Source organism: Kitasatospora sp. NPDC048194, assembly GCF_043202455.1.
Classification (GTDB): Bacteria; Actinomycetota; Actinomycetes; order Streptomycetales; family Streptomycetaceae; genus Kitasatospora.
Genome location: NZ_JBIDAK010000002.1, coordinates 365,401 through 378,104, shown reverse-complemented (window position 1 = coordinate 378,104; position 12,704 = coordinate 365,401). Strand labels below are relative to the sequence as shown.

Here is a 12,704-nt window from a genome sequence, read left to right as displayed (position 1 = left end):
TGGAGCTGATCCTTTCCGGTGCGCGGCTTCCCGCTCGAGGCGGAGTCACTGCGCTGCTTGGGAGAGGCTGCCGGCGGGGTCTGCGAGCGGGGCGGTGGGCGGCGGCACCGGCATGGATGCGCCGCCGAGGCGGGTGTACCGGTCCGGACGGGCCGAGCGCAGCCAGGAGGCGAAGGCGATGCCGAGGCCGACGGCCGCCAGCAGGAGCCACGGCAACGCGGTGACGACGGGATTCGTGGTCCCGGTCAACACGTCGAAGTTCGACACCACCAGAACCGCCGCGGTGATCAGTCCCAGCGCGCCCAGCGCGGGCGCGATGACGGTCTGCCAGCGTTCCTCGCGCCGGTTCCGGAAGTAGCCGATCACCGCCACCGAGGCCAGGGCCTGGAGCAGGATGATGCCGAGGGTGCCCAGGCCCAGCATGCTGGTCGACATGTTCACGTACGGGTCGAGGCCCGCGGCCGCGAACAGGGCGACCGTCACCGTGCTGAAGACGGACTGGGTCACACTGGCCCGGTGCACGGAGCTGTGGCCGGCGTGGGTGGCGTTGAGGCGGGCCGGCAGCAGCCCGTCGCGGCTCAGGGCGTACATGTACCGGTTGGCGGCGTTGTGCAGCGCCAGCCAGGAGGCGAAGAGGCTGGTGCACAGCAGCACTTGCATGGTGACGGTGGCGGCGTGGCCCAGGTATCCGTCGCTGAGCAGGAAGAACAGGTCGCCGAGGTGGTTCGCGGCTTGCGTCTGGATCCGCTCGGGGCCCACCGCACCGACGGCGACCCAGCTGGTCAGGGCGTAGAACGAGGCGACGACCAGGACGGCGATGACGGTGGCGCGGGGCACGCTGCGGTGCGGCGCCTTGGCCTCCTCGCCGTACAGGGCGGCCGACTCGAAGCCGAGGAAGGAGGCGAAACCGAACATCACGGCGACGCCGAGTCCGGGGGCGAGGACCTGGTGGGGGGCGAAGGAGGCGGACGGCAGGGCCGCGGCGCCGTGACGGGCCAGGACCGCGATGTCCAGTGCGACCAGGATGGCGATCTCGCACACCATGCAGACGGACAGCAGCCGGGCGCTGAGGTTGGCCTCCCGGTAGCCGAGCAAGGCGACCAGCAGCAGGCCGAGTCCCGCCCACACCTGCCAGGGCAGGTTCAGCCCGTGGTCCGCGGCCACGTTCTGGGTGAAGTAGGCGAACGCGCCGAGGACGCCGACCGTGGCGGCGTTGTAGGCGAGCACCGCGAGCAGTCCCGCCCCGGCCGCCACGCGGCGGCCGAGACCGTGCGCGATGTGGGCGTAGAAACCGCCCATGTCGCTGATCCGCCGTGAGATGGCGGCGTAGCCGGCGGAGAAGCACAGCAGGGTCAGGCCGGCGAAGAGGAACATGGCCGGTACGCCGGGGCCGGTGCCGATGGCGAAGGCGAGCGGGACGGTGAACACCATCGCGGCCAGGGGGGCGGCTGCGGCGATGATGATGAACACGATCTTCGGGGTGGTCAGCGTGCGCTGGAAGCGTGCGCTCCCCCCGGACGGGGATGTACCGGTCATGAGGGTCTCCAGATGAGGGGCAAGGGCCCGGAACCGAGCGGCGGATCAGGCTCGTGGGACGGCGGGTGGGCGAGAGGGTCGGCTTCAGCGGCGGATCGCCACGGCGAACGACAGATCCGTCCGCGCGTGGATCCACACCGGCACCGATTCGCCGCGGTACGTCGCGGTCAACGCGCCCTCGGCGTGACCGAGGTTGATCTGCCAGAACAGGAACTCCCCCAGCGTGCCGAGGGAGTTCAGAGCCTTGAAGGCGGCCTCCTTGGCGGCGAACAGGTCCCGCGCGGTGTGGGGCCCGCCCGGGGGGAGCAGCAGGCGCCGCTCCTGTTCCCGCAGGACGAACGCGGCCGTGCGGGGGGGCACGGCCGCGGGCTCGATGTCGACGCCGACCGCCTCGGCGCCGGGGACCACCACGGCGACCGCGAGCCGGCCGGTGTGGGAGATGGAACCGGCGAACCCGCGGGGGAACAGCGGCCGGCCGTCCCGGGCCCGCGGCACCGTCCGCTCGGCGGAGCCGGCTGCGGCCAGCGCGGCGGCGGCCGCCCGGCGGCCGGCGGTGAACTGCTCCGCCGGTCCGTGGGGCGGCGCCACCCACGACGTTTCCAGTGACATCCGCGGCACCGTGCCCCGGAACGGGGCCGGTTCGACGATCACCGTGCGAGCCCTCAGTTGCGCAGCGCCACGACGTGGCCTGCCAGTGAGTCGATCGAGCGCAGCACTTCCGGCCGGATGTCGTCGTCCCACTCGAAGCCGAACGCGTCCTCCATCGCGACCAGCAGGGCGACCAGCGCGGTGGAGGGGACTCCGGCCTCGCGGAGCGAGGCGGTGTCCTGCACCTGGCTGACGAAGGAGGGGCCGCCGAACACGCCGACCAGCAGCTCGCGGATCCGCTGCCGCACCTCCACCGCGGTGTCAGGCATCGGCTTCCACTTCTTCGATGAACTTGCGCGTGATCTCCTGGAAGGCGACCGGCTCGTCGAGGAAGGGCACGTGGCCGGCCTTGGGCATGATCACGCAGCGGCCCTTGGGGAACAGGGCGGCCAGCTCGTGCCCCGCGGTCGGGCCGAGCAGGATGTCGTCGTCGCCCAGGGCGATCAGCGTCGGCGCCTGGATCCGGGTCAGCAGCTCGGAGCTGGGGTCGCCCTGCTGCGCCAGCGCCAGGCCGTTGTTGAGCTCCTCGGGCGTCGACATGGCCAGGAAGCTCTCCCGGAGGCCGAGGTAGCCCGGCACGCGGTACTCCTCGATCATCTGGGTGCTGACGAACTCGGGGTACATGTGGGCGAACAGCGTGGGGATGTCGTGGCTGTTCAGCGTCTGGAGCCAGGCGCGCTGGAGCATCCGGTGCCGGCGGATCTGCGGGCCGACGACCGGTCCGGCCAGGATGAGGCCGCGGACCCGGTCGGGGTGGGCGAGGGCCATGTCGCGGGCGAGCTGGGTGGAGGCCGAGGAGGCGAGGAGGTAGGTCGAGTCGATCTCCAGGGCGTCGAGCAGCCTGGCCAGGTCCTCGACGTGCTCCTCCCAGGTGGGCTCCTGCTCCAGGCGGGTGGAGTGGCCGTGGTTGGCCAGGTCGTAGCTGACGATGCGGTGGTGCTTGGCGAGCTCGTCGGTGTAGTCCCGCCAGAACGGGGCGGTGAAGAAGAAGTTGTTGAGCGTCGTGATGGCAATGCCTTCACCGGTGGACTCGCAGTAGAGCTGGACGCCCTCCCTGGTCGGGATCAGCGGCAGGTCCTCGCGGTAGCTCAGGTCGTGGTAGTACTCGTCGTGCACTGCCTCAGTGGACATGGTGTTCCGGCCTTTCGTTGCTCTTGACTGTTTCGGGGCCCGGAAGGACCCGTGCGAACGCGGCGACGATGTCTGCCGCCGGGGCTTCCTCGGTGATCTCGCCGCAGGACTGGCCGCAGTACAGCGCCATCTCCTCGATGCGGCCGCTGGTCGCGTCGGTGGGGACCGCCGCGCTGAACCGCGGCACCAGGTACGGCTTGCCTTCGACCACCGTCTTGCCGATGAACTTCGCGGGCAGGCTCGGGTCGGCGGTGACGGCCGTGGCGAGCACGCGGTGCCGCCGGCCCGGCCAGCCGATCTCGTACACGTCGCTGATCACGGTGTCGGCCTGGTCCGCGGCGGTGACCGCGGACTTGAAGCGGGCGTGGGCGCGCGCCTGGTGGGCGACGACGAAGGCGGTGCCGAGCAGCACCCCGTCGGCGCCGGCGGCCAGCGCCCGTGCGGCCTCCTCGGGCGAGCCGATTCCGCCCGAGGCGACCAGGCAGGCGTCGGGCAGCAGTGCCCGCAGTGCTCCCACCAGGTCGTCGCGGCGCTGCGTGCCGAGGAGGTGGCCGCCCGCCTCGATGCCCTGGGCCACCACCACGGCGCCGCGGTCGGCCGCGTGGACGCCGTCTGGGACCGACCCGACCTGCACCACCAGCTGCCGGCCCGCCGCGGTGACCCGGTCGAAGACCGCGTCGTCGGGCATGCCGAAGAAGGACAGGTGCACGCGGTGCGGTGTCTCGTCGAGCACCTGGGCCACTTGCCGGTCGAGTTCGTCGGGCCCGACCACTTCCGGGATGAGGTTCACGCCGACGGGCCGGTCGGTGCCGGAGACCAGCCGGGCGAGGATGGCCGACAGCGCGCTGCCGGCCAACTTGTAGCCGCCCACGCAGCCCGCGGCGCCCGCGTTGGACACCGCGCAGGCCAGCTCCGAGCCGGCGACCCCGCCCATGCCCGACTGGAGCAGGCTCACCCGGAGGCCGAGCACGCTCGCTGCGGACGGCATCAGTGCAGGCTCTCGACCGCGGCGGCGGCGGCGTCCGCGCTGCCGAACCGGTCGGTCAGGACGTGCACCCAGCGCTCCAGGCCGAAGGCCAGGCAGCTGGTGTGCGCCGTGTCCTCGCCGGCCAGGATGCCGCACCGCTCGCCGAAGAAGTTGCGGTGGTAGTTGACCGAGCCGATGGCCAGGCCGCCCACCACGAACTCCTCCTTGACCGGGAACAGGCGCTGCATCTTCGCCTTGCCGCTGTTCTTGTCGAAGAAGGGGTCGGTGGCGACCTCGAGGCGGACGTCGAGGCCGAGTTCGGCGCACAGGGCGGTCACGGCGTTCTTGGCGCGCAGCAGGTGGTTCTTGGCCACGTCCTCCGCCGCCACGCAGACGATCTCCCGCATGGAGAAGCCGAGCAACCGCTGGAGGCCCTGGTAGTGGGTCTCGTTGCGGAAGCAGGTGCCGACCGTGGTGCGCATCGTCCCCTCGGCGGGCAGCGTGGAGCCCGCCAGGTTGACGTAGATGGAGTAGCAGGCCGCCGAGGGCAGCGCGAACGCGGTCGGCTCCATCACGTCGGCGGGGATCCGCTCCACCGGCCGCTGGGACTGCTTGAGCAGGCCGCCGAGGCGCTCGGGGTCGAGCCGGGTCGCCGCGAGACCCAGGTGCGGGAAGTTGTCGTAGTAGTCGAAGCGGTCGAGGTCCTCGCAGCGCATCAGGAAGGGGAACCGGAACTCCGGGGCGTCCCAGCCGTCGGCCAGGCGCCGGAACACCGCGTCGATCGCCCGCAGCACCCGCAGCTGGCTGCCGTCCAGAACTCCGAGGCCGTTGTCGGTCACTGTGGTCATCAGGCTGCTTCCTTCGTGAAGAATCGGGCGTTCACCGCGCTGAGGGTGCGGAAGTCGTTGAGGTCCAGGTCCTCCGGGTCGATCGACTCGCCGGTCAGCTCTTCCAGCAGGAAGATGAACTCGACGAAGGCCAGGGAGTTGATGGCGCGGCTGTCGATGAGGTCCAGGTCGTCGGGCAGCTGGTCGAGCTTGGGGTTGCGGGCCAGGATGAAGTCGCGCACCGCCTGCATGGGCTCGGTGGTCACTTGATCAGCTCCCTGCCGACGCCCGCCTTCGACAGGAACTTGCGCGTGCGCTTCAGCACCTGCTCGTGCGCCTCGATGCGGGCGGGGTGCTCCAGCGCCCGCCGGCGCAGCGCGAGGGCGTCGGGGATGCCCGCGTCGCGGTAGGCGGCCGGGTTGTAGAGGGTGGCGATGCTGTACTGCAGGTAGCTCTCCAGGTACTCGGCGACCACCGGTACCTCGTTCGGGTCGCGCTTGGCCACCTGGGCGAGCAGGTTGGTGAAGATCATCCGACCGAAGGCGACGTGCCGGCTCTCGTCCTGGTGGTGCACCCGGTTGATCTCGCGGGCGATCGCCGGCAGGGACTGGTCGGTCGCCATGTGCGCGTTGTAGTAGTCGACGATCTCCTCGAAGATCAGGATGCGGGCGAACACGATCAGCTCGCGGGCCACGGTGGACAGGTGCTCGACCGAGTCGGCCTTGAGCGCCGGCTGGGCCGGGTACAGCCGGCCGCCGTAGCGCAGGCAGAACTGCGCGAAGAACCACATGTGCTCGTTTTCCTCACCGATGAAGTGGTGCAGGAATTCCGAGACGTCCGCGTAGGTCCGCTCGTGAATGCGCATCACGACGTCGTTGAGCAGTTCGCGGATGCCGTGGATGTTCAGGCTGAAGAAGTTGATCGCCTCGTACTTGGTGAGTGCGATCTGCTGTTCGCGGGTCAGCTCGTCCCACATCTCGGTGCCGGCCAGCGTGGTCAGGCTCTCGCTCATCCACGGCATGCCGGGTTCGATGGCGTCGGGCCAGTCGAACATCGAGTAGGGGTTGTAGTAGCCGGATTCGGCCAGGTTCTCCAGCCGTTCGAGGTCCAGCACGATCGGCTCGATTTCACGTACCGCCATGTTTCACTCACCCTTCCGAAGGCAGTGGTGCGGGATTTTCAGCTTCAGCTCGTCGATCGGATGTCCGCGCGCACCTGGACCGGCTCGGGGGAGCCGCACTCGTGGTGTCCGAAGGGCGCGTTGCCGGAAGCCGTGGACGGGATCACCTTGTTGTAGATCGACCCGAGGCACAGCTCCTGGAAGTCGGCGGTGTTCGGCGACAGGCGGGCGGCCAGCTGCGACTTGGCGATGTCGACGGTCTTGAGCGCGCCGTCGTCGTCCACGACTTCCACGCAGGCGTGCGGCAGGTCGAGGGCGCCGCCCAGCACGCCGCAGAACCAGCCCCGCTTCGCCTCGGCCCGGTATCCGGCCGCCCGGAACCGCTCGGCGAGCAGCAGGCTGGCCGCGATGCAGCTGGTGGCACCGAGCGCGTGCACCAGGTCGTAGTCGGCCTGCATCGCGACGGGGATCATCTGCCAGCGGTAGCCGGAGTCGAGGTAGTCCCGGGTGATGCCGCGCAGCCGGGTGGAGAGCAGTGGGGTCCTGGCGCCGACGGTGGTGACCGTCGCCTCGTAGGAGGCCGAGCGCGCGCTCGGCTGCGGCGCCGCTCCCCCGGCCACCCGCCCGCCGAAGCGGGCGGCGTCGGGCGCGGCGAAACGCCAGGGCGCCTGCCCCTCGCACGCGGTGCATTCCAGCGTGACCCTGAAGTCCCAGGACTTCTCGCGCAACAGGTCGTCGACCGGACGGCCGGCGAAGCGGAACAGCATGCGGAACGCGAGTTCCGGCTGGGTGTTCCCCCGGCCCGAGTACATGCCGAGGTTGTAGAGGTCGTTCACGTCGAAGTGGCGCACGCCCGCCCGGTCTTCGAACGGAAGGCCCGCGTCCACGAGTCTGTCGATGTCCGCCGAATCGCACCTCAGCATTTCCTGCGCCGTCGATTCGGAATGGGTCTTGTGGGAGTACTTGGCGGGTATGAACTCGATCGATTTCGCCACCGTTTCCCACGGCTGCTCAGGGGTGACGTCTTGACGCAGCACAGCCTGTTCCTCCAGGAAATAGATCGGGCCGACGAATCGGCGCCCTTCACTGCCACAACGCCAAGGCAACGCGACTGGACCGACTTTAGGTGTCGGGGGTTGCCGCGCGGAATAGTGGTTCCGCATGCCCGTTCATGCGTTTTGCACACGCGGACCGGAAGAATGAATACGGGCGTACCCGGGGGGCGGCGGCCAGGGGCTCGACGTTTCCCGGGGGGGGTGCGGAAGGTTGCCGGCGGCGGCCTGACGGGCGTGCGCGGCAGTCCGACGGGCCGTGCGCGGCGGTCCGACGGGCCGTGCGCGGGGTCTGACGGGCCGTGTGCGGCGGTCTGCGGGGCCGGCCGGTCGGGGGGACCCGCGCCCGGTCGGCGCCGACGCCCGGTGGGGACGTACCGGGGCGCCGAACCGGCGCCGGCGGTCCGGCAGGCGGCGCGCGGCGGCGGGGTGCGTCAGGAGGGCCCGTGCGGCTGGATCCGCCAGGACCAGGTGGGCCAGGACCAGGTGGGCCAGGGCCTGTGCCGGGCCGGACGGGGTCCTCGGCGAGCGGGGCACGACCTGGTGGCCGGCGGTGCGACGAGGTCGCGCCGCCGGCCGGCGGCATCACGCGACGACGGGCTTCAGGAAACCGGGGACAGGAACACCGGCAGTTCCCGGTAGGTGTTCATCAGGAAGCTCTGCGCGGGCTGGAGTTCCTCCGGGCGGCACGCCAGCCGCATGCGGGGAAAGCGTTCGAAGAGGGCGGCGAAGGCCGTGGTCGCCTCCAACTCGGCGAGCGGAGCGCCCAGGCAATGGTGCGTTCCGTGCCCGAAGCCGAGCAGATCACGGTCCTGGCGCAGCACGTCGAAGCGGTCGGCGTGGGGTCCGTAGCGCTCGGGATCCAGGCCGGCTGCCGCGAACGAGACCAGGATGGGGTCTCCCTTGCGGATCGTCACGCCGTCCAGGTCGATGTCCTCGACGGCGAACCTCATCGGCGAGTACGCGCCGGGCGTGTGCACCCGCATGGTCTCGTCGGACACGTCCTGCCAGGTCGCGCGGCCCGCCAGGACGTACTCCAGCTGGTCGGGGTGGCTCAGCAACGCGCCCACGGCGTTGGTGATCAGCGCGGCGGTGGTGTCCTGCCCGCCGGCGATCATGAGGAAGAGAGTGCCGAGCAGTTCCTCCTCGCTCAGGCGGTCCTCCTGGTCCCGCGCCTCGATCAGGGACGTGGTCAGGTCGTTCCCGGGCTCGGCCCGTTTGGCCCGCACCAGGTCCGACAGCAGCGTGAACGCCTGCACCCGCGCCGCCTCGACCTCCCGTGCCGAGATGGTGGTGCTGAAGACCTTGTGCAGTGCGACGCACAGCGCGTCCGTGGCCTCGCCCTGCGGGACGCCGAACAGTTCGCAGATGACCCGCATCGGCAGCACCTCGGCGAAGGCGCGCCGAAGGTCGAGCCGGGTTCCGGCCGGAAGGGCGTCCATCCGGTCGAGGAGTTCCGAGGTGATCCCGGCGACTCGGGGACGCAGCATCTCGGTGCGCCGCATGGTGAACGCCCCGGCGACCAGCCGGCGCAGCCGGGCGTGGCTCTCCCCGTAGGCGAAGAGCATGTTCTCGTTCGCCACCCACGGGTACAGCGGCCACTCCTCGGTGATCCGCCCTTCGACGAACGCCGGCCAGTGCCGATGGGCGTCCTTCGACACCCGCCAGTCGGTCAGGAGCTGCTCGACGTGCCGTTGCCCGACCACGGCCCAGGCCACGACGCCCCCGGGCAGCTCCACCTGCACGGCCGGGCCCCGGGCCCGCAGCACCGCCGCCTCTCCGGCCAGGTCACGCCCCGTCACGTCCAGGACGTAAGGGCAGCCGGCAACGTCCATCTTCATTCCCTCCCCCGGTCGTTCCCCGCGGCGCACAATCTACTGCGCCTCGCGCCGGGTGGGGACGTTGCGCCCGGCACATGTGCCGGGCCGGCTCCACCACCGGCCCCGGTCCCCCTCTCCGGCGGGCCGGACGCGTCGGGCGGGACGATGACTCGTCGCCGTGGTGCCGGGCGGTGCCGCGGGTGAACGTCCCTGCGGGTCGAGACACCTATACGGCGGCGCGGGACTCCTCACGCTGCTTCAGCGCCGCCTCGTACACCCGGGCCCCCCGATCGGCGGCCAGGTCGAGTCGGGCGAACACCGGCGGCACCGCGATGGTCTCCATCAGGTGGCGCTGCAACTCCGACACCCGTTCCGGCATGTCGGCGTGATCGGTCATGATCTTGGAAAGTATCTGCACCCCGGTGAACGCTCCGAGGAACATCCGCGCCGCGACCGCCACGTCGACGTGCGGCAGCAGTTCGCCGTTCTCCCTGGCCTTTTCGAGCAGGACTTGGTTGCGCTCGATCCACCCGCTCATCGGCACGCGCCGGTCCAGGCCGTCGTTCGGCGTCCCCTGATCCATCGTCAGTCGAATGCTGCCCTGCACGACCGGATCCCGCTTGGAGAGCATGTGGGCGAGGACGAACGCCTCGTCCAGGCCCTGCTGGAGCATCAGCTGCTGCGGCGGCAGCTCCGGCACCGAGGTGAGCTGGTCGGCCAGGACCGCCTGGGCCAGATCGGCCTTCGAGCCGAAGTGGAAGTACAGGGACCCCTTGGCCGCCTGGGCCCGGTGGAGGATCTCGGCGATCGTCGCCGCTTCGTATCCCACCTCGGCAAAGACTGCGGCCGCCGCGACGAGGATGGCCCGCCTCGTCCTGATGGCCCGTTCCTGCACCGCCACGCCTTACCTCCGCCTTGCTCCATCAGCGATTGGACAAAACAAACCGATGGCCCATAGTGCCACGCCCTGCTGCTCGCACGGCCGGCCGCGCCAGGAGCAGTCGTGACGAGCGACCTGACGGACACATAAGATACCCATTAACAGACTTTGAGCAAGACGGAACGATCGGATTTTTTCGCGGACCCGCCCTACCGGGCAGTAGCCTGATATCCCGCAATGAATAGGCTAATCCGCTGCGGAGGCGCCGGACGTGAACGGCAGGTGCCTCTCTTCGATGCGTTTCGGTGAGCACGGCGACGGCCGGCCCGGGCCCGTCGGTCCACTCGGAATTCCGGCCGATCAGCCCTTCGGCCGTACTCTCCGCGACCTACCGGCAGCGTTCGGTGCGGCGGCCGAGAGGACGCCTGACGCGGCCGCTTAGGGCAAATCAACAGAAAACGCAACACCGTGTCCGGTAATGTTTTAGTTGCTTGAAGAAAAAAACGATGTCCCCGTATCTTCTGGGTCGCTCCATGTCCTGACCGAGTTGGATCACCCGGGGGAGACTCATGGCACTCGTGGCAACCGAACCTGGCGTGCGCGCCGCAGTCGAGGGCATTCGCCGTCCGACCGACGGCTGCCCGCCCCACGACATGCGCGCCGTCGAGACCTTTTCGGCCGCACGACCGGAAGCGACGGGCACCTCGCCGGTGCGGCAACTGTCCCGGCTGCTGTTCGGACACGGCGGCGAACGGGACAGGATCCACGGCACCTGGCGCCGGCTGATCAGTCATCCGACGTTCCGCCACCGCCCCGGCCGCTCCGCCGCCGAACAGGAAGCCCTGGCCTACACGTGGCTGCGGCTGGTGAACGACACCGTCGACGGAGCCGAAAGCCTCGCCGCAGACCCCGACCTGCTGGCGAGTCTGCACGAATGGGCCGCGATCGTGGACGGCGGAGGGAGCCTGTGCACGGTGGCGGGGATCCACTACAACCTGTTCCTGGGCAGCATCCTGGACCACGACCCGGACGCCCGGCGGGACCTGTCCGAGTTCACCGCCATGCGCCGCATCGGAACATTCCTGTGCACCGAGCTCGACCACGGCAACGACAGCTTCAACATCGAGACCACCGCCGAACTCGACCGGGACTCGGGCGGGTTCGTCCTCCACACCCCCCATGCCGGCGCGCAGAAGTTCATGCCCAACACCAGCACCACCGGCGGCCCCAAGACCGCGGTGGTCGCCGCCCGCCTCCTGGTGGACGGCCAGGACCAGGGCGTCTTCCTCTTCCTGACCCCGCTCAGCGACGAGCAGGGGCTGCTGCCCGGCATCCAGGTGCGCCGGCTTCCCCGGCGGCCGGCCGCCCCCGTCGACCACTGCCTCACCTCCTTCCACCACGTTCGGCTGCCGCGCGAGGCCCTGCTGGAAGCGGACCACGGCCGGCTCGGCCACGACGGCACCCTGACCAGCGCCCTCGGCAGCCGCCGCAAGAGGTTCCTGCGGTCCATCGGCCGGGTCACCGTGGGCAAGCTGTGCATGAGCGGGGCAGCCGTCGGTGCCTCACGGGCGGCACTGGCCATCGCCGTGCGCTACGGCCAGCACCGCCACGTCACCGGGCCCAAGCCCGGCCAGCGCCTCGCCCTCAACGTTCACCGCAGCCACCACAGCCGTCTGCTGACATCGCTGGCCAGCGCCTACGCGATGACCTTCCTGCACCGCTCGGTACTCTCCCGCTGGAACCACCACACCGCCGAGGACCGCAGCGAGGCCGAACGCCTGGTGGCGATCGCCAAGGGTTGGATCACCTGGCAGGCTCGCGCCATCCTCGTGGAATGCCGCGAACGCTGCGGCGCTCAGGGCCTGTTCGCCGTCAACGGCCTGGTGGGGTACGCCCAGTATGCCGAAGGAACCGTGACCGCCGAAGGCGACAATCTGGTCATCTGGAGCAAAGCCGCAGCGGAACTGCTGTTCAGCCACCAGGACGATGCCGTTGCGGCGACCACCCCACCGGCCTGCGGTGAGCTGACCGACCCGCACGTCCTGCGCGCCCTGCTCGCCCGGGCCCAAGCCATCTGGCAGGCACGCGCCCGCACCGCCCTGCGCCGCGGCCCCGTCAACGACCCCGTCGCACGCTGGAACGCCGCCTCCCCGGCAGCCCTGCGCATGGTTTCCGTCCACGCCGCCCTGCAAGCCGCCGACGCCTTCATCGACGCGGTCCACCGGGCCGCGGAACCCCGGGCCCGGCATCTGCTGCGCCGGCTGTGCACGCTCTTCCTGCTCGACCAGCTCGGCCAGCACACCGGCGACCTGCTGGCCGAATCCCACCTCACCCCGGACCAGGTCCGGCAACTGCCCACCGTCACCGACTCGGTCTTCGCGGATCTCGCACCGCACATGACCACCCTCGTCGACGCCTTCGATCTGCCCGGTCAGTTCCTCGACGCCATACCCATCGCCAACGGCGCCGGCATCGACCTCGCCGACTACGCAGACCTCGCCGACGACGCACCCGTCGCCGGGGAGCACGTCCAAGAGATCGTCTGAGCCGCTGGTTCGACGGCCGGTCCCGGGCCGGATCGCCTCGACCGGGACCGAAACGCGTCGCCGCGCGGGCGCGGCCGGGGGGGGGGGGGGGGGGGGGGGGCGGGCGGGGCGCGGCGGGGGGACCACCCCGAAATGTTGAGAAAAAAAAAGCCGGTGAAAAACCCCCCCCCCCGCCCG

Annotated in this window: 12 protein-coding genes; 1 reads left to right on the top strand and 11 read right to left on the bottom strand. The window is 70.5% G+C overall.

The annotated features are described in order from the left end of the window. Positions 1-45 precede the first annotated feature (45 nt). The 11 genes from ACGF07_RS04245 to ACGF07_RS04195 all read right to left on the bottom strand — a co-directional run bounded on the left by ACGF07_RS04245 (position 46) and on the right by ACGF07_RS04195 (position 10,002). A complete protein-coding gene (locus ACGF07_RS04245; RefSeq protein WP_392895268.1) occupies positions 46-1,536 on the bottom strand; it encodes an APC family permease in 1,491 nt (496 codons plus the stop codon). An 84-nt stretch (positions 1,537-1,620) separates the two neighbouring features. Continuing rightward, on the bottom strand, positions 1,621-2,145 hold the full coding sequence (locus ACGF07_RS04240; RefSeq protein ID WP_392895266.1) for a 4'-phosphopantetheinyl transferase superfamily protein: 525 nt from the start codon (positions 2,143-2,145) through the stop codon (positions 1,621-1,623). Positions 2,146-2,198: 53 nt separating this feature from the next. Then, positions 2,199-2,453 (bottom strand): hypothetical protein, encoded by a 255-nt coding sequence (locus tag ACGF07_RS04235; RefSeq protein ID WP_350744100.1) that lies wholly within the window; start codon positions 2,451-2,453, stop codon positions 2,199-2,201. Then, entirely contained in the window at positions 2,446-3,315 is an 870-nt protein-coding gene (locus tag ACGF07_RS04230; RefSeq protein WP_350744099.1) for an alpha/beta hydrolase, read from the bottom strand. The genes ACGF07_RS04235 and ACGF07_RS04230 overlap by 8 nt, the downstream gene beginning before the upstream one ends. After that, positions 3,305-4,303, bottom strand: coding sequence for an NAD(P)H-dependent flavin oxidoreductase (locus ACGF07_RS04225; protein WP_392895264.1), 999 nt, complete (start codon positions 4,301-4,303; stop codon positions 3,305-3,307). Before ACGF07_RS04225 ends, ACGF07_RS04230 begins: the two co-directional genes overlap by 11 nt. Next, the gene (locus ACGF07_RS04220; RefSeq protein WP_350744097.1) at positions 4,303-5,130 is read right to left on the bottom strand and encodes a hypothetical protein; all 828 of its coding nucleotides are present in this window, start codon (positions 5,128-5,130) and stop codon (positions 4,303-4,305) included. The genes ACGF07_RS04225 and ACGF07_RS04220 overlap by 1 nt, the downstream gene beginning before the upstream one ends. Further along, positions 5,130-5,375 carry an acyl carrier protein gene (locus ACGF07_RS04215; protein ID WP_392895260.1) on the bottom strand — a complete coding sequence of 82 codons (246 nt, stop codon included), beginning with the start codon at positions 5,373-5,375 and terminating at the stop codon, positions 5,130-5,132. The genes ACGF07_RS04220 and ACGF07_RS04215 overlap by 1 nt, the downstream gene beginning before the upstream one ends. After that, complete coding sequence (locus ACGF07_RS04210) at positions 5,372-6,250, bottom strand: diiron oxygenase (RefSeq protein ID WP_350744096.1); 879 nt, start codon at positions 6,248-6,250, stop codon at positions 5,372-5,374. The genes ACGF07_RS04215 and ACGF07_RS04210 overlap by 4 nt, the downstream gene beginning before the upstream one ends. Before the next feature lie 44 nt (positions 6,251-6,294). Then, positions 6,295-7,266 carry a hypothetical protein gene (locus tag ACGF07_RS04205; RefSeq protein ID WP_392895257.1) on the bottom strand — a complete coding sequence of 324 codons (972 nt, stop codon included), beginning with the start codon at positions 7,264-7,266 and terminating at the stop codon, positions 6,295-6,297. Positions 7,267-7,883: 617 nt separating this feature from the next. Continuing rightward, a complete protein-coding gene (locus ACGF07_RS04200) occupies positions 7,884-9,122 on the bottom strand; it encodes a cytochrome P450 (RefSeq protein WP_392895255.1) in 1,239 nt (412 codons plus the stop codon). Positions 9,123-9,327: 205 nt separating this feature from the next. Beyond that, positions 9,328-10,002, bottom strand: a complete 675-nt coding sequence (locus ACGF07_RS04195) for a ScbR family autoregulator-binding transcription factor (protein ID WP_350744093.1) — start codon at positions 10,000-10,002, stop codon at positions 9,328-9,330. A 548-nt stretch (positions 10,003-10,550) separates the two neighbouring features. Between ACGF07_RS04195 and ACGF07_RS04190 the strand changes: the two genes are divergently transcribed. Continuing rightward, positions 10,551-12,527, top strand: coding sequence for an acyl-CoA dehydrogenase (locus tag ACGF07_RS04190; RefSeq protein ID WP_392895252.1), 1,977 nt, complete (start codon positions 10,551-10,553; stop codon positions 12,525-12,527). The last annotated feature ends 177 nt before the right edge of the window (positions 12,528-12,704 follow it).

What these genes read in the sequence shown, in the direction of transcription:
- ACGF07_RS04245 (WP_392895268.1), bottom strand. Translation starts at nt 1,536, where the DNA reads ATGACCGGTACATCCCCGTCCGGGGGGAGCGCACGCTTCCAGCGCACG.
- ACGF07_RS04240 (WP_392895266.1), bottom strand. Translation starts at nt 2,145, where the DNA reads ATGTCACTGGAAACGTCGTGGGTGGCGCCGCCCCACGGACCGGCGGAG.
- ACGF07_RS04235 (WP_350744100.1), bottom strand. Translation starts at nt 2,453, where the DNA reads ATGCCTGACACCGCGGTGGAGGTGCGGCAGCGGATCCGCGAGCTGCTG.
- ACGF07_RS04230 (WP_350744099.1), bottom strand. Translation starts at nt 3,315, where the DNA reads ATGTCCACTGAGGCAGTGCACGACGAGTACTACCACGACCTGAGCTAC.
- ACGF07_RS04225 (WP_392895264.1), bottom strand. Translation starts at nt 4,303, where the DNA reads ATGCCGTCCGCAGCGAGCGTGCTCGGCCTCCGGGTGAGCCTGCTCCAG.
- ACGF07_RS04220 (WP_350744097.1), bottom strand. Translation starts at nt 5,130, where the DNA reads ATGACCACAGTGACCGACAACGGCCTCGGAGTTCTGGACGGCAGCCAG.
- ACGF07_RS04210 (WP_350744096.1), bottom strand. Translation starts at nt 6,250, where the DNA reads ATGGCGGTACGTGAAATCGAGCCGATCGTGCTGGACCTCGAACGGCTG.
- ACGF07_RS04200 (WP_392895255.1), bottom strand. Translation starts at nt 9,122, where the DNA reads ATGAAGATGGACGTTGCCGGCTGCCCTTACGTCCTGGACGTGACGGGG.
- ACGF07_RS04190 (WP_392895252.1), top strand. Translation starts at nt 10,551, where the DNA reads ATGGCACTCGTGGCAACCGAACCTGGCGTGCGCGCCGCAGTCGAGGGC.